The sequence below is a fragment of the Flaviflexus ciconiae genome (genome assembly GCF_003971195.1).
GTDB classification, from domain to species: Bacteria; Actinomycetota; Actinomycetes; order Actinomycetales; family Actinomycetaceae; genus Flaviflexus; species Flaviflexus ciconiae.
Map to the genome: position 1 here is coordinate 2,357,171 of NZ_CP034593.1, position 15,966 is coordinate 2,373,136.

At 58.3% G+C, this 15,966-nt stretch carries 18 protein-coding genes and 1 tRNA gene; 5 read left to right on the plus strand and 14 right to left on the minus strand.

What is annotated here, in order from left to right; all coding sequences use genetic code 11:
* Window positions 1-31: 31 nt before the first annotated feature.
* Together EJ997_RS10445 and EJ997_RS10450 are read right to left on the minus strand one after the other, a co-directional pair.
* On the minus strand, window positions 32-883 hold the full coding sequence (locus EJ997_RS10445; protein WP_126704501.1) for a DUF5926 family protein: 852 nt from the start codon (window positions 881-883) through the stop codon (window positions 32-34).
* A 9-nt stretch (window positions 884-892) separates the two neighbouring features.
* Window positions 893-1,243 carry a rhodanese-like domain-containing protein gene (locus EJ997_RS10450; protein WP_126704502.1) on the minus strand — a complete coding sequence of 117 codons (351 nt, stop codon included), beginning with the start codon at window positions 1,241-1,243 and terminating at the stop codon, window positions 893-895.
* 22 nt (window positions 1,244-1,265) lie between these two features.
* On the opposite strand from EJ997_RS10450, the gene EJ997_RS10455 reads away from it, so the two are divergent.
* Both EJ997_RS10455 and EJ997_RS10460 read left to right on the plus strand, forming a co-directional pair.
* Window positions 1,266-1,955, plus strand: coding sequence for a copper resistance CopC family protein (locus EJ997_RS10455; protein ID WP_164719960.1), 690 nt, complete (start codon window positions 1,266-1,268; stop codon window positions 1,953-1,955).
* Window positions 1,956-2,236: 281 nt separating this feature from the next.
* Window positions 2,237-4,174 (plus strand): MDR family MFS transporter, encoded by a 1,938-nt coding sequence (locus tag EJ997_RS10460; RefSeq protein WP_126704504.1) that lies wholly within the window; start codon window positions 2,237-2,239, stop codon window positions 4,172-4,174.
* A gap of 54 nt (window positions 4,175-4,228) precedes the next feature.
* Here EJ997_RS10460 and upp read toward each other — a convergent pair whose 3' ends face one another.
* Window positions 4,229-4,867, minus strand: coding sequence for a uracil phosphoribosyltransferase (gene upp, locus EJ997_RS10465; protein ID WP_126704505.1), 639 nt, complete (start codon window positions 4,865-4,867; stop codon window positions 4,229-4,231).
* Window positions 4,868-4,950: 83 nt separating this feature from the next.
* Here upp and tadA point away from each other — a divergent pair, with 83 nt between their 5' ends.
* From tadA to EJ997_RS10480, 3 genes are all read left to right on the plus strand, one after another.
* Window positions 4,951-5,385, plus strand: a complete 435-nt coding sequence (gene tadA, locus EJ997_RS10470; protein WP_265936817.1) for a tRNA adenosine(34) deaminase TadA — start codon at window positions 4,951-4,953, stop codon at window positions 5,383-5,385.
* Between the two features lie 66 nt (window positions 5,386-5,451).
* A tRNA-Ser gene (locus EJ997_RS10475) sits at window positions 5,452-5,539 on the plus strand.
* A gap of 180 nt (window positions 5,540-5,719) precedes the next feature.
* Entirely contained in the window at window positions 5,720-5,899 is a 180-nt protein-coding gene (locus EJ997_RS10480) for a hypothetical protein (protein WP_126704507.1), read from the plus strand.
* Window positions 5,900-6,100: 201 nt separating this feature from the next.
* Here EJ997_RS10480 and EJ997_RS10485 read toward each other — a convergent pair whose 3' ends face one another.
* The 11 genes from EJ997_RS10485 to EJ997_RS10535 form a co-directional block, all read right to left on the minus strand.
* On the minus strand, window positions 6,101-7,267 hold the full coding sequence (locus tag EJ997_RS10485; protein ID WP_126704508.1) for an HNH endonuclease family protein: 1,167 nt from the start codon (window positions 7,265-7,267) through the stop codon (window positions 6,101-6,103).
* Window positions 7,268-7,270: 3 nt separating this feature from the next.
* Entirely contained in the window at window positions 7,271-8,398 is a 1,128-nt protein-coding gene (locus tag EJ997_RS10490; protein WP_126704509.1) for an adenine-specific methyltransferase EcoRI family protein, read from the minus strand.
* Between the two features lie 119 nt (window positions 8,399-8,517).
* Window positions 8,518-9,012, minus strand: a complete 495-nt coding sequence (locus EJ997_RS10495; protein WP_126704510.1) for a hypothetical protein — start codon at window positions 9,010-9,012, stop codon at window positions 8,518-8,520.
* A gap of 371 nt (window positions 9,013-9,383) precedes the next feature.
* On the minus strand, window positions 9,384-10,031 hold the full coding sequence (locus EJ997_RS10500) for a hypothetical protein (RefSeq protein WP_126704511.1): 648 nt from the start codon (window positions 10,029-10,031) through the stop codon (window positions 9,384-9,386).
* 4 nt (window positions 10,032-10,035) lie between these two features.
* A complete protein-coding gene (locus EJ997_RS14125) occupies window positions 10,036-10,347 on the minus strand; it encodes a hypothetical protein (protein WP_407644350.1) in 312 nt (103 codons plus the stop codon).
* Window positions 10,348-10,735: 388 nt separating this feature from the next.
* Window positions 10,736-10,939, minus strand: a complete 204-nt coding sequence (locus EJ997_RS10510; RefSeq protein ID WP_164719963.1) for a helix-turn-helix domain-containing protein — start codon at window positions 10,937-10,939, stop codon at window positions 10,736-10,738.
* Between the two features lie 171 nt (window positions 10,940-11,110).
* Window positions 11,111-11,506, minus strand: a complete 396-nt coding sequence (locus EJ997_RS10515) for a hypothetical protein (RefSeq protein WP_126704514.1) — start codon at window positions 11,504-11,506, stop codon at window positions 11,111-11,113.
* Window positions 11,507-11,774: 268 nt separating this feature from the next.
* On the minus strand, window positions 11,775-12,959 hold the full coding sequence (locus EJ997_RS10520; RefSeq protein ID WP_164719965.1) for a tyrosine-type recombinase/integrase: 1,185 nt from the start codon (window positions 12,957-12,959) through the stop codon (window positions 11,775-11,777).
* A 410-nt stretch (window positions 12,960-13,369) separates the two neighbouring features.
* Window positions 13,370-14,185, minus strand: a complete 816-nt coding sequence (locus EJ997_RS10525) for an Ltp family lipoprotein (RefSeq protein ID WP_228201639.1) — start codon at window positions 14,183-14,185, stop codon at window positions 13,370-13,372.
* A gap of 643 nt (window positions 14,186-14,828) precedes the next feature.
* Window positions 14,829-15,110: a hypothetical protein gene (locus tag EJ997_RS10530; RefSeq protein WP_126704516.1), complete on the minus strand. Its 282-nt coding sequence runs from the start codon at window positions 15,108-15,110 to the stop codon at window positions 14,829-14,831.
* 152 nt (window positions 15,111-15,262) lie between these two features.
* Complete coding sequence (locus tag EJ997_RS10535) at window positions 15,263-15,904, minus strand: hypothetical protein (protein WP_126704517.1); 642 nt, start codon at window positions 15,902-15,904, stop codon at window positions 15,263-15,265.
* Window positions 15,905-15,966 lie beyond the last annotated feature (62 nt).

The window sequence follows — 15,966 nt, forward strand, 5'->3', positions numbered from 1 at the left end:
ACTATCCACCCGTTCCGCCCAGTTTTGGACATTATCGCAGTGTCACCTGTCGAGAAACGATGCCCGAACGGGTGCGTCGCTCCTCGGCGGTGAGTGGCTCGGTCGAATTAATGGCGGCTGTGAACTCCTCGTTGAACGCCTTCATGGGCTCACCGAGCTCGTCAGCTTCCGTACCGGGGGCCAACTGCCATACGGGGATAAGAAGACCGCATGCCCTGAATGCACCGACGAAACGAGCGTCCTTATCGAAGCCTTCGCTACGGCTCGACTGGAGGCGTGCCAGCCCGTCAAGGACGCGGTCCTGATCTTCGGGCCGGATCCAGCGAATAAACTCGTTCGTCATCCGGCACCAGTAGGCACCGCGGACACCCTCGACTGGTGCCGACGGGATAACGTTCTCGCGGGTCTGTTCGATGGCCTGACGTACGTCCTCGCGGTCGCGCTCCTCGTCGCTCATCCAGTACGAGAAATCCTCGTACAGGGTGAGTTCAATATCCTTGTCGACCAGGACGTCGGGAAGGCGGGGACCAGGCTCGGCCAGCTCGGCAGACTGAATAGCTGCGCCAGGCTCAAGCTCGAGGGCGTCGATAATGAGAGCTGCGAGGTCGCGGGATGCGTCACCGGATCCCGTGACGGTCTGAATGGCAACGAGAAGCTCACCGCTTTCGCGGCGTACCGCGGCCGACATGTTCGGAAGCAGTGTCACCAGGGTGATGTCCCGGCTTCCGTACTCTTCAGTTGTCGTTACCGTGGTGGTTGCGGCGGGAATGATTTCCCGCATGGCAACCAGTTCAATCTCTGCCTTGAGGCCCTCGTAGGGGCGCTCAACGAATGGCACCCGCTTCTTCTTCGGCGCTTTCTGCTTGCGGCTTTGCTTACCCAATGAATGTCCTTACGCGATAGTGGGGATGTCGCCGTCGGATGACACGAGCGGGAGCCCGTTGGTCTGCCAGGCTGCCATGCCGTCTGAAAGATCCCAGGCGTCAATGCCGTGCTCTGTCAGGATGGCTGCGGCCTGTGCACTGCGGCGGCCCAGTCTGCACACGACCATGATGTCCGTATCGGGAACCTCTTCGATACGGTCGGCGAGTTCGTCAAGCGGGATGTGGAGTGCACCGGGAGCATGTCCAGCGTCCCACTCGTCCTCGCCACGAACGTCAATAAGTGTGAATCCCTCCGGGATGGGATCGTCAGCATTGAGGTCAGTGGTGACAAGCGGTCCCGGATTCTGTGGAATAGCCATGCTTCTAGAGTACGGTGAAAGAATGTTGAGACGAAACTCTGCCCCCGCCTTGATTGTGGCACTACTAGGTTTTCTCTTCTTCGGGACCAGCCCGGCAAGCGCCCACGACACCCTTATTTCGGTGGATCCCGAGGACGGTGGACAGGTTGAGACAGCGCCCGACGAAGCTGTCCTGACCTTCTCCGGCAACCTCATGGATATTTCACCCCAGGCAGTTGTCAGGCAGGGCGACACCACCCTCGAATCGGGCGAGGTCAGCCTTGACGGAACCGACCTTATCGTCCCGCTACCGCAGCTGGATGCTGGCGACTACGAAATCGTTTACTCGGTTGTATCCTCCGACGGTCACCGGATCGACGGCCTCACCACATTCACGGTCACGACCGGAACTGGGGTAGGAACCGATGGTTCCCCGGGCGATACGGGAGAGGATGAACAGCCGGTGGCCGATCCGGACGGGCAGGAAACCGATGATCCCGACACTCCCGTGAACAACGATGAAACCGCTACGGACGCTGACGAACCCGCCACCGATGAAGCGACCGATGATGCTCAGTCCGATGATCGCGGAAGCGATGCGACGACGGGTGAGGAAGAGCAAGCCGACGAGGATAATGGATCGGCTACAACCTGGATTCGCTGGGGCGGAATTATTGTCGTTGTCCTTGGGCTTGCCGTCATCATTTCCCGCTACCTCCGCAACAGGGACTAATCGGCAATTCGGAATATTCCGCAGCGAAGACCGACAGCTAACGGATCTTCATCCGTGGCGGATATCTAGAGAATTAGTTGAGAGCCGGGCCGGTTGGCCCGGCTTTCTTATGCTCACTTCCGCAGCTCCGACATTCTTGTGTGCCGCCAACTCACTCCCGCTCCTTGCTGGCACGTTTCCTTTCTGTCCAGGGGAAATGGTTAGCGACATCTCTATCCCAGCAGTACTGCTCTGAGGTCATTGGGAGTAAAGTAGTTCAACTGTATTAATGAAGGAGTGCAGTGAAAAAGCGCGAGAGGGATCTAACCTCGAAGAGGGCATACCGGGGTATGACTCAGGAACAGGCGGAGGCTGCTGAGAAGAAGCATCGGGAGGTGCTCTCCGTTCTTACGGGGCTCCTGCTTGTTCAGTTCCTTGGCATGTTGGCAAACACCATCGTGTCGAATGCTATGCCAGTCATTGTTGCCGAGATCGGCGGTAACCAGACCCACTACACGTGGATCCTTACCTCAGGCATTCTCGCCAACACGGTCATGACGGCCCTGTCCGGCAAGCTTGCCGACCTGTACGACAAGAAAAAGCTCTTCATCATCTCGATGGTGCTGTTCATCCTCGCCTCCCTCCTCTGTGGCCTGGCAACCTCCCCGGAAATGCTTATCGCTTTCCGAGTGCTTCAGGGAATCGCGATGGGCATGCAGGTCATGATGTCGATGGTCATTATGGCCACCGTTATTCCTCCGCGGGAACGCGGCCGCTACAACGGGTACATGGGTGCGGTCATGGCTGTTGCCACGGTGTCCGGCCCCCTCATGGGCGGACTTATTGTTGACACCCCGTGGTTGGGGTGGCGCTGGTGCTTCTGGGTAACAATCCCGTTCATGCTGTCCGCGATCTGGGTCATCAGCAAGCGTCTTGACCTGAAGCAAATGTCCCGCGGCAAGGTCCACCTCGATATCCCCGGTGCCGCTCTCATGGCGATCGCGGCCGTCTCCTTCCTTCTGTGGGTATCCATGGTGGGCGCTAGCACACCCTTCACTGACCCCGTCGCACTCCTCCTTATCGCTATCGCAATCGTTGCTACGGTCCTCTTCATTCTTGTCGAACGCAAGAGCCCCGAGCCGCTTATCCCCATGGAGATCCTCCTTCACCGCAACACCGTCCTTGCGATCGTCGGTGTGATCGGTGCCGGCACGATCATGTTCGGAGCGAACGTCTTCCTTGGCCAATACTTCCAGTATGGTCGCGGGTACAGTCCAACGGTTGCGGGACTCCTTACCTTGCCGATGATGGTCGGCATTGTTGTTGCCTCTACCTGGGTGGGCCAGCTGATCACCAAGAACGGCGTCTGGAAACGGTACGTTGTCTCCGGCATGGCACTTCTGACTGCCTCTGCATTTGCCCTGTGCTTCGCCCGTCAGGATACAAACCTCGGCTACCTGGGCGTCGTCTTCTTCGCGGCGGGCTGGGGTCTTGGTGCCGCCAACCAGAACCTTGTTCTTGCGGTCCAGAACACCGTGCCGCTCAGTCAGATGGGAGCGGCAACCTCCACGGTGACGTTCTTCCGCAACCTTGGCGGTGCCCTCGGCATCCAGGTCCTGGGTGCCGCCTACACGGCCGTCACCGATGACTACATGATCGAACGCCTCGGCTCCTTGCCAGAGGTTCCGGCAGGAGCGTCCGGTGCCCTCGACCTCGGTGCCCTGCCCGATGATGTTGAGATGGTGGCCAGGGAAGCCTTCGGCAACTCCCTGTGGGCCGTCTTCCTTGCCTCCGGCATCATCCTCCTCATCGGCACGATCGCCACCGCCCTCATGAAAGGTACGTCCCTGCGTGACACGGTGGATATTGAAAAGAAGGTCCACCGCACCCTCCGGGAGGAGGAGATTCAGGCGACCCAGGCCGCTGCCGCCATGCCTGCTCCGGTGGAGCCGTCCCTCACCCAACCCAACCTCCCGAGGAAGCCTCGAGCTTCCAGGCCTCGGTGCGTGCCGGCCTCGATGAGAATGATCCTAAGTGGGGCGAATCTGCGACCCAGCAGAGGGCCGATACCGAGTCGAGCAAGCAGAACACCAGCGCCGAATCGGCTGAACAGAGAGCCGGGGATAACCAGGGAGCCGGTAACAGCCGAGCGGAGAAGCAGTAACTGGGTCGATGACAGTGGCTTACACCGTCACTGGGAAGCACGCGTTGAGCGCTCCCTGCTCTCGGTGTGTTTATGACAATGGAGGAGGGCCGGTGCGAACGTACCGGCCCTCCTCAGTTAAGGATTGCGTTTAGTCGATAACGCCGTAAAGACGATCGCCAGCATCGCCCAAGCCGGGAACGATGTAGGCGTTCTCATCGAGCTTCTCGTCCACAGCCGCAACGACAACGGTGACGTTGGCTCGGTCGCCAATGTGCTCCTCCAGGGCGGCGAGACCCTCAGGTGCGCCAAGTAGGCAGATAGCGGTGACGTCCTTAGCCCCGCGCTCAAGCAGGTAGTCGATCGACGCGATCAGCGTGTGGCCGGTGGCCAGCATCGGGTCAAGGACGTAGCACTGGCGGTTGGCTAGGTCGTCAGGGAGGCGGTTTGCGTAGGTGATGGCCTCGAGCGTCTTCTCATCCCTCTTCATGCCGAGGAAGCCAACCTCAGCGGTCGGAAGGATGCTCTGCATGCCTGCCAACATGCCTAGGCCAGCACGGAGGATCGGGACCACAATCGGCGGCGGATCGGTCAGAGCCGTGCCCGTCGTCTTAGCGACAGGGGTCTCGATCTCGATCGTCTCGACGTTGATGTCACGGGTTGCCTCGTAGGCAAGAAGTGTCATCAGCTCATCAACGAGCTGTCGGAAAACCGGCGATGGGGTCTTCTTCTCACGGAGCACCGTGAGCTTATGGGCAACTAGGGGGTGGTCAATGACCTGCAGTCTCATATCAACTAATCTAACTGAGGAAAGTGCAAATCGCAGGAAACCGAGGTCCCATGTGCGCAGAAAGACTCAAAAACTTTGAGTGGGTGATGCGCAACTGCCTCAAACTTGCCGAAACAGCGTCGCAGCTGGGCGACGTTCCGGTCGGCGCTGTCGTCCTCTCTCAAACCGGTGAAATCCTTGGTGAGGGTTTCAATATCAGGGAATCTCGGCACGATCCCGCCGGTCATGCCGAGATCGTGGCCCTGAGAAGAGCGGCAGAAAAGCTCGGTGCCTGGCGACTCGATGAATGCACTCTCGTTGTCACGCTGGAGCCGTGCACAATGTGTGCAGGAGCGATCGTGCTGTCGAGAATCGAGACGGTGGTCTTCGGTGCGTGGGACCCGAAGGCTGGTGCGGCAGGGTCCCTCAGGGATGTCTTGCGAGATCCAAGGCTCAACCACCAGGTTGAAGTAATCGGCGGGATCCTTGAGGAAGAATGCTCAACCCAGTTGACGGACTACTTCGCTCAGGCCCGATAGTTCTGCCACATTCCGCACCAATGATTTGTGTATCTAGGCATACTCCAAGTAATCTGAATGACCGATGGTGGAGTGTCCGAGCGGCCGATGGTGCAGCACTCGAAATGCTGTTTGGTGAAAGCCAACGTGGGTTCAAATCCCACCTCCACCGCCATAGATTCCCCCGGGATACCAACGAAAAGTTGGCCCGGGGGAGTTCTTTTTGCCCCCGCGTGTATCCTACGTGTATCAGTGGAGGCAACTCTAAGCCCATTCCAGCGCACTTAGAGAGCTTCAAAATGAGGCACGGACCGAGGGCGCGAGACACCCTCGAGCGGGCACTAGCGTCTACCGCATGACATTCTCAAGCGACATTGACCGCGAGCGCATGACGGCTCACATAGACACCGAGGTCGACCACGGCACGGCCTCAAGCGGGCACGGCCCGCACCAGCCTCCCATGCTCCTCGAGCACCTCGGTAAAGCCCCCGGCACCCCGGCACACTCCCTCGAGCACCGACACCGATACATGTAACGGTGTTACACCTGCGTTACATACACCGTTACCAACACCAAACGGGCAAACACTCCCCGCAAGCAACCCGCCCCGCCCCGGCACCACCCCGTCTTTAATATTCAGAAAACGGCTCACAGCCACGTCCCGGGCCTCACCTGGCATATATCCCTCCGGAGGCTCCTTTGTTCCGTAAAACATACCCGCAGGGGTATGAAGGGTTTAGCGGTTGCCCTTGGCGCGGTTGTGGCTCATGCAGAGCATTTCGCAATTATCGTCGGTTGTGAGCCCGCCCCGGGACCATGCCGTCACGTGATCCGCTTCCATCTCTTTGAACTTGTAGAGACGGGCACGGTTGGCGTTAGATCCAACGGCGCATAGCGGGCAATTAGAGACACCGGCTTCCTTGGCGGCCTCCGTCTGTCGGTCATAGGCGGCCTTCTTCGTTGCGGCAAAGAATACTCGGACATCGAGGAGTCTCGGGTCCGTCTTGCCTCCGAGGAGATACTCATAAATGCCGGCCGGCTTAAATACCGCCCCGTCTTTGAGGAGTGCTTGCACGTCCGCGTCGAGCTCGCGGGCGTTGTAGGCGTTGTGATGATACGTCTCGTACAACCGGCCCCATTCGAGGCCTCTCATTGTGGGATCCGGGATCCCGATAAACACGCTGTCTATCCAATCAATAACGCTCGTGAAGTATGTATTGAGGCCGTGAATATCGGTGTCCTGACGGTGAGCCGCCATATATCCATCGATTGATTGACCGTTAGCCGAGGCAACCCATTCGAGGGCTTCCTCGAGGATCTCCTGCCTCTTAGGGTTACCTCGAACGTAGTGAGACCACTTCTGTATTAGGGCATTGTTGGAATTGGAGAACTCGGCCTTCGCGGCCGTGACGAACGGTCCGGAATAGATTGCGTTGCGCAGCTCTTGGTCATTGAGTGGCACCCCGGCAATGTTGATTGTCTTGAACCATTCTTTGATCTCGGCCTCGGTGCCCTTGCATATGTAGACGAGGAGCTCGTGCTCGAGAATTGAGGTCTGTTCCTCCTCGGTGAGTGAGGAGAATACTTGCTCACGGCCTCCGTGGATCACCGCGAACTTCCCGGTAATGAAGCGTCCGAGGCTCGTTATTCTTTGTTGTCCGTCGAGCACCTCGAGCTGGTTCCCGGCGTCCACAAAGTAAATGAGACCGAGGGGATAGCCCTTGAGTACTGAGTCAATAACGGCAACGTCTCGCTTACCGTCCCCGTAAATGTAGTGCCGTTGGTATTCGGGCTGGATCACTAGGTCACCGCTCAACCCGTAGAGCCCCCGGCCCTCTAGCTCGTTGTAGACAAAGCCGTCGACCACTTCGGCGACAGTGTATTTCTTGAGTGTTGTCTCCATGTCCTACGGCCTCCGTTGAATTAGTAGCCGGGCATAGGTCGACTTGAGATTACCGTCCGCGTCGATGTAGGCCGCGCGTCGGTTTAAATCCCCGGCCTTCGGTGTCTCCGGCCCATATTCGCGTGTCTTGAGCCCGTACTCGTTACCGCGATCCGTAATCCCAAGGATCTCGAACTGGTCCGGGTTGTACTTGTCGAGGAAGGTAATCGGGACTCCCATAACTCCGGCGTAATCGCTCGGGATCGAGTCGGTAAAGCCAACCTCTATCGCGTCGTAATTGTCGTATTGCGGATAGCCCGTCTCGCGTATCCGTTCGTGTCGGCTGAACTTGACGTTATCGGCCATTGTCATGAGTTGAACCGGCTCATGCCTCCGGCCGTGCTCGATATTCGTGAACCACCGGACGCCCTTTACTCGAATGTATTTGCGGCCAGCCTCGTCGACTCGAGTCCCGGCAGCGTTGAGCGGGTAACTATCGGGGACTCTAAACTCTCGGTCTCCACTTGAGATTGACGGACCAAGCCAGAGCAGATTGTTACGAATGAGTGGGAACACTTCTTTATACGTAATTGCGTTTACATTGCCGATGATCGAGAACTCAACGCCACCTCCGACAAGCCATCCTAGGAACTCTCGAAACAGCGAGAACGGTGGATTAGTGACAATGATGTCGGCCTCATCTCGCAGCGCGGTTACCTCCGGACTCCGGAAGTCTCCGTCACCTTCGAGGTATTCCCAGCGGAGATCGTCAATATCGACACGGCCGTCGCCGGTCACGTCCTCCGGCAGGAGAGTAAACACTCGTCCCCGCTCGAGAGACTTCTCGACGTCGTATATGGGCGTCTCCGTCTCGAACAACGTCGGCTGGTAGAACGCCGCCCCCGCGTTGCTATTAGGCGCGTAGGACGTTGATATGAGCTTCTTGAGTCCAAAGTCTTGGAAGTGTAGCGCGAAAAACTTTGTAAAGTTGCTCCACTCCGGATCATCGCAAGGTAGCAGGACTACTTTGTCCCTAAAAACGTCCGGGTCATACTCGAGATAGGCGTTCATCTCCCGCTCGATATCCGGCCATTGAGTATAGAACTCGTTTGCTTGCGCTTTACGCGCCGCCCCTAAGTCGGTGTTCCCCATGCAAAGCCCCTTCAATGTCTCTCAAGCATTGTAGACACGTCACCGGCAATAACGGGCCACAATCACCCCCGCACGGCCTAACCCCTCCCCGAGGCCCCCTCGGAGCCCCTAGGACACGCTCAACCCTCCGCGAGGCTCTCCAGCTCCACCGCGAGCGCTCGCGGTATCACATCCCCCAGCTGCTCCTCGAGAGTCCAATACTCCTCGCCGTCATCGAGCCACCGCACAACATTCGCATAATGGCTATGCCCGGCCTCAAGTGCCCGTCCGCCCTTAACCGAGTAGGTAGCCTCCCGAGGGATCCGCTTAACATCCGGCAGATACATAGCCCCCGCGAGATATAGCGCGTACGTATCGAGGTCGCTCCCGCCCTGGTTCTCCCACACTCGAGGCGCACCCTCGCCCCAAGTGAGTTGACCTACCCGAACGTACCGGCGGGCATTCCCCGGCCGGCTATCGTGCCCGATACGCGTCCAATGCCGAGACGGCACTACCTCCGCGCGGGCAAGCGTGAGAATGTCCTGCAAGCCCGCGAGAGACATACCTCCGGCTTGGCGGTCCCGAATCATTCCGGGCGTGATCGAGAGACTCCAAAAGTAGGGCGACATAGACATGACGGCGACACCTTTCAACGGTTGTTATTGACGAATAGGCGCGAGTACCGGGTTTCAATCGAGACACGCGCCGGGCGAGTTGAAACCACCTGCCAATAACAACAGGCTGACCACTATTCCCCGCATGAGCGGGTCTTGTATTCGTGATCCTCCCCGGCATTGAGTCGCCAATCCTAGTCCCATCATTGGGGTATTCGTGTCATTGGAGAGCGGGCTTCAATCGCTTGGCTGAGACGGTATCACAATGTCCGGACCAATCTAGCGAGCTTTGGTCACGTGTACGGGATCCGGTTGGTCTTAGACGGCAATGACCGCGAGCGCGTCCCGAGATTGAATGCGCTCGCGGTCATCGTGTCTAGTGCCGTATTGAACTACCCGACTAGTCCAGGTGGGATCTCCTTAGAGGGCGGGGGCGGCCACTCGGAGGGACCAAGACTATCGGGTACGGTGCCTTGGCTTCCTTCTCCACTTGAATACCTAACCTTTTCCTCTCCTTGCCTTTCCTTACCTGTCCTATCCTGTCCTACTCCGGCGTTAGTCACGGGTGCGTCACGCGTGACGGAATAAGGGGAGTCTGTAGCGTGCACCGGGGGAGTGTCCTCGGCTTTCAAGCGGCTGAGTTCCTCCTCATTCGCTCGGCTACGTTCTCGGTAGCGTCTCGAACGCTCTCGAGATTGGTGGCGTGCCTTTTCCCGCTCTTCGGCGGTTGACTGCCAAAGCCACGTAACGCGAATGCCTGGGCCCCGCTCGTCGACGTAGTCCTCGGCGAGGCCATACTCTTTCAACTTCGAGATAGTCTCGTCGGCAACCCACGGTATCCCCGGGTAGGGATCGTCCTTCGTGTATTCGTCCGCATAAATGACACCGTCCCTACCGGCACCGATTGCAAAGAGCTGTAAACAAATAAGGGCCATGTTCGCATTCGACCCTATTTTCAATCGACGCGGGTCGCGTAGTATCGCCTCATTTACGCGGACATCGAGGCCGCGAGATCCTGCCTCTTGAGGTTCAAGTCTCATGCGGTCACCGTCCCCTCGAGAGCGTCGACATAGCCGATGTATCGGGCCCTATGTCTCCCCGGCGTCGACGTGCACGGTATCGCCGTCGTACGGGTGCCCTGTGCGGCGTGAGAGTGTTCTCAAGCCCGGCCGGTAGGGGAGCCGGGGCGCTCGCGGTAAGCCACGTGTACGGGCGTCCTGTGACGGGGTGTGGTGACGGCGGCACTACTCCGATAAGGGCGCGCGAGTGCTTCTCCCACGCCTCCCGAATAGCGCCCGGGTCGACTGTCGCCGTGCGTAGTCCGCCATACGGTGACTTAGCCGGCCCGCTCGCCATGTCGACATGACGGCACGGCACTACTGGCCAACCGAGAAGGCCCGCATAGGTGACCGCAAGGGCCACGTAGTCGCCCCGTATGTTCCCCGCCGTGAGTAAGTTTGATATTGTGGACATATGGGCACCCCTTACCGGGTGCTCTTCCCCTTTGTGTTCCATTAGTCCAAGCCCTCCCAGCGGCTCACCGCAAGAATGAGAGAGCTCGCGAGCGCGAGTGCCTCGCCGGGATCGAGCATTAGGACGGGCGGGGTTGAGAGATCCGCCCCCTTCGCCCTTACCCCGATAGGTCTCGCCGTGCGCGAGGCAACGGCAACCGCATAGGTAGGGTTAGGGTCGACCGGAGTGCCTGAGGCCGTCTCCCGGCCATTTGTGGACGATACAGGTATGGTCACTTTGCACCGCCCTCGCCGTTAAGCGACTCGAGAGTGAGTGCTGAGAGTGGGATCCGTATCGTTCGACCGAGGCGGGCATGAGGCAATTTACCGGAGTAGATCATCCTCCGGACCGTGTCGGTCGAGCAAGCGAGGAGAGTGGCAGCTCCCTGGATCGACGTAAATTCGGGCAGAGTAGGTTCAACCGTTGACGTTGACATGAGTTCCCTTTCGAACTTCATGTTTCGGGCGTGCGAAACAAAGGGTCCGCATGAGAGCCACCCAAAGATCGAGCGCGAGCGCTTATGCCCGTGTCGCCGTTTTCAACGCCTTAAGCCTTGGCCGTAACGGTTAGCCAGTAAGCCCATTCTAGCCCGCTTGTGCGTAAGTGCCTAACTGCGGTTCCCGAGGCGCTTAAGCACCGCCTGAATCGAGACCTCTCCAATACCGTTACGTGCAAGTACATCGAGTATCTCCGCGAGCGCGTCCACTCGAATATCCCGAATTTGAGTACCGCAAGGGCACTTCATCCGGTAATACCTTTCGGGACTCCCATCATGGCGCACTACCCTAACCGGGTGCTTAATGATACGGACCGCTGGCCCCAGGTCTTGCTCGGGAGTCGGTGAGATCATGTTCCACTCGGGGTCATTCGGGTCGGTTGACAGATTAACGTTAGGTCCGTCCCGCTCGTATTCCTCGAGTGCTTCCGCAAATCTCGCCATAGCCTCGGGAGAGTCGAGATCCTCGGTCTCTGGGATGTAGTCCACCCCGTCACGCTCGGCCACGTATTGAGCTACCCGCCGGGCAGACGGAATACCGATCGACCCCCAGTATCCTTCAGAGTCATCGTAGAACAATCCAAGCCAATACCGTTTCGTTCGACCACCGGCCCTGCGGTGCTTAGGCCGATCCGCTAGGCAATAGATCCCAATCAAGTGTAGCCCCGTCGACATTCTTTCCCCTCCGTTACCTATCTCCCCGGCCCGAGGTGCCCGCGCTCGCGGTCATCCCCCGCCCAAAGTCCACCAGTAGCCCTAGGGCACGCTCCCGGCCCTAGTTTGCCACCGCCCTACGTTCATCGAGCGACGTCACGCCAGCGGGCCGTTGCATGAGATTAGAGATAACCTCCGCCGCCTCCTCGAATTGCTCGGCATATGTGTGCGTATAGCGCCGTGTGATCGACGAATGAGTATGCCCCAGGATCTCCGAGACAACATGCTCCTGAACGCCATTCGCGAGCAGAATACTCGCCGCCGTATGCCTGAGGTCATGCGGTGCTACGTGACCAATACCGGCACGCTTACCGGCCCGCGTGAGTGCTTGCCCATACGTTGACGTCGGCATGTACTTCGCCGGGTCATCCTTAGCCGGGAAAAGGATCCCACGCTTACCGGCCACTCGAGCCCATTCCAATAAGGCGTGAGCCATAGCCTCCGGCACGGGCAACGTGCGAACACTCTTAGGTGTCTTAGGTGTCTTAACGTGCAGGCTCTTACCGTCATTCGAGGCACTTTGTTTCACCTCAAGCCATACGGCCCCGTCCGCGTGCTCGATAACGCTTCCTCCCACTAGGGCCCGTACCTCCCCGATACGTAGCCCCATACGGCCCTGCACCATCGCCATGACCGCATGAGTCTCCGACAACTCCGCCGTGAGCTTCTCGAGCTCCCCGGACGTGAATGCCCGGGGCTCCCGCTTGGCTTGCTTAACCTTGCTCGGCTTCACCGGAGCGGCCTTGATACCTTTCAAACCCTTAACCGGGCACGGGTTACGCGGTATGAGGTCATCATTAACGGCGCTATTCAAGATATTCGCGAAAAGGTCATACGCCTTCTTACGGTTCCCCGGCGCACCAGGTGCGAGCGTAACGGCCCAAGACTTAATGTCCGGCGTTGTGATCGAGGAGAGTGCCACCTCGCCCCAGCGGGGCAATAAATGAGTCCTAAGCCGTGACCGTTCGGGCCGTTCGGTGTTCGGACTCCAGTCCCGCGTGGCAAAGAATGCCTCCGCGTACTCCCCGAACGTGAATGCGAGTCGGCGTGCCTCGGCGTCGGCAGTGGCTTGCTCGGCCTTCTCTTGCTCGGGGCTCTTCCATGTCCCGGCCGCGATACTTGATTGCACCGTTGCTAGCCAGTTGTCTGCTGCGCGCTTCGTCGTGAATGTTACCGGGCCGTTGATGTAGTTACGGGTCCCGTCATCCTTGAACGGCACCTCGGGATGAATGTACCGGGCCTGCATTCGACCACTAGGGAGCGTTCTTATCATTCCGAATCCCCGTCGTGTAGCCATTATGTCCCCTTCCCGGCGTGTATCCTACGTGTATCAAGCCCAACAAATATGAGCATATACCAGCCTATTCGTGCACACCAGTGGAATGAGGGAGAATGGCTAACTACCAACGAAAAACCCTCATAATCGCGAGATATCAACACTCCCGAAAAACATGCGAGGTGGGTTCAAATCCCACCTCCACCGCCATAGATTCCCCCGGAATGCCAACGAAAAGTGGTTTCCGGGGGAATTCTTGTCCCCGGCGTGGGGACATTCTGGGGACATCCGCGAATTCTAGGCGAAAAGTGATCGCCTAACCATGGGAATCGAGGCGATAAGCCGCTTTTTCGTGCAACCTACGCGCAACAGTGAATGAATTAGAGGCCGACCGCGTTCACTCCGTAGGTGGCCTGCTCGAGGGTGAACCCTTCATACAGCAGTTGGTCGATGAGGCCCTGGCGGGAGAATCCCATGAGCTCCAAGTAGCTTTCCGCGGATAGGCGAGCCTGCTCATTCCAGTCTGGATTGACGGCATCCACGCCGTAGGTGGCCTGTGCGTTGGTGAACCCTTCGTACTCAAGCTGGCCAATAAGTCCCGTGCGGGAAAAAGCCGTGAACTCCAGATAGCTTTCTGCAGAGAGTTGCGCCTGCTCGTCCCAGTTCACGCTGAGGGAGTCGACCGCGAATGTTGCATCGGATGTTGAGTAACCCTCGTATTCGAGCTGGTCGATGAGGCCCTGGCGGGAGAATGCCGTGAACCGGAGGTAAGACTCGGCTGAGCGCACCGCGTTCTGCTGGGAGACTGAGAGGTCTGAAGCGGGAGCTTCCGTGGGTGCGGGTGCCGGTGTCGTCGTTGGTGCTGGCGCTACGGTCTCGTTCTTAGCGGCCTCCGGGGTGGCTTTCTTTGTCGCCTCGGAAGATGTCGACTCAACGGCGGCGACGGTGACGTCGTCTGTCGGCTCCTCACTCTGCTCCTCGTCGGTCGTCTGTACCTCGGTGGCCTTTGGTGACTCCGATTCTGATGCCGTGGTTTCAATGTTGTCTGCAACCTCGGCCGCTTCGGGAGTCTTCTCCGAGGAACTGCCGGTTGCTATGGCTCCAATGGTGGTGATGATGACAACGATGGCGATGGCCCACACCCACCATTGTCGGTACCACTTCTTTGTGGCTGGTGGGTAGTAATTCATGGACATGTCAGACACTTCCGTTCTTGAGGATTATCTGAACCTTATGATCATGCAAGGCCAAAAATGTTGGTTTATTTCAATTGGTGCAAAATCACGCATGGAATCCGAATAGGCGCTTGGCTTGTCCTTTGGGGTTTAGGGCTAAAGTCTGCTCTTTACCCTATGCTGGGTTGCTTTGTCGCTATTGGCGAGAGCCGCAGTAGTCCAGGATATTGTCCAAAGCCTCTTGTGTAGCCTCTTCGTCATTACCGGGATAGGTCAAGGCTAGGGCGTACCCGTATTCGTTAGCCTGCGTTTTTTCATTTGACGGAATAACGCTCGTGCCACCGAGGAGATTAGCGATGAGGTAAAGTTGGCGACGCGTTTCTAGGTACTGATCGGAATCTCGTCCTTCGAAGTAAACCTCACCGACCTTAGAGGCCACTTCGCAGGCATAGGTTATTTGGCCTTCGATGCTTGTCTTGGGTGCATCATCAGACCGGATAAAGAAGCCGATGAATGCGCCGATGCTGAGCGCGGCAACGAGGAGGATCGCAACAATTCCTGCATTAACTCATTCAGCCATGCTGAATTCGTTCTTGTGCCCACATCTTCACTTCTCGTCTTGAGGCGGTTGGGTTCTGGGAGGCGGAGGCTGCGAACCGCGGAGCTACTGAGCATCGCAGTACTCAACAGCGACTCGAACCGCATTGCTGAGCAAAGCTGAGATGGATCGGATTTTGCTGATCTTTCTCCAGTCGTAGCCAAGGTAGGGCTCGGACAAATCGGCATCACTGAGATCATGTGCAATCGCACAGGCATAGTCGATGCGACCGTCTTTGGAGGTGTCAGGACCGGAGCCACCGGGAATGTAGTATCCCGCTGCAGTTCCGCTCAGGAGGGCAACCACTGTGAGCGCAACAACGGTTCCTCCATTGAATCCCTTGGACATCGTTATCTCTTCCCTAGATACGTGAGCTTCGGAAAAGACACCAGTGCCACTCATGGAGGGCGTCAGTCAGTTATGTGGGGAGCGGGACCCAGAGTAAGCCGAATGAACCGAGAATTGCGCGGGTTCGAGGAATTCTTTGAGGCGTTACCGGCCTAATTCGCTGGGGGCGTCGTGTCACCGGTTGGTGGCGCAGGATCTCCGGTCGGTGGCGGATCGACAGGTGGCTGAGTTGGCGACGGGACTGACGGAGTTGGGTCCACTGGCTCGGGCGGGCCGTCAGTAGGAGGTGCAGGATCCTCGGTGGGAGTGACTGTCGGTATCGGTTCTCCGGGGTCGTCCGTTGGATCCGCTGGCGTCGGCGTTGGCGTGGGTGTCGGCTGTACCGGAGCTGGATTGACCGGTGCCGGGCGGACGGGAGCAGGGGTCGGCTGGGCAGGGGGCGCAACCCATTCGGTTGTTGACGGCTCGGCGAGCTCGGGTGTGGACGGCTCCAGTACCTCGCTTATTTCAGGTTCGCTCGGTTCCTCTGTCTCAGCAGGATCGGTTGACGGAGCGTCCGTGGTTTCTTCCTCGGTCGTTTCCTCGTCCGTTGTCTCCTCCGGCTCGGTCGGGGGCTCGGTTTCGTCAGTTGAGGAGAAATCAAAGGTACGCAGTTCACCCGTGGGTGGTTCGTCACTGTTGACGATGCTGATGGTGGCTACGCTGACTACCCCGATGAGTATTGCAACGGCGAATCCCCACACCAAATAGGGTCGGTCTCGCCACCACGGTGTGCCCGAGGGGTTATACGACATGGAGAATCCGATCCGGGTGCTCGGTAAGCAAGAAGATTGCGAGCAACCCCAAAGCTAGGTGT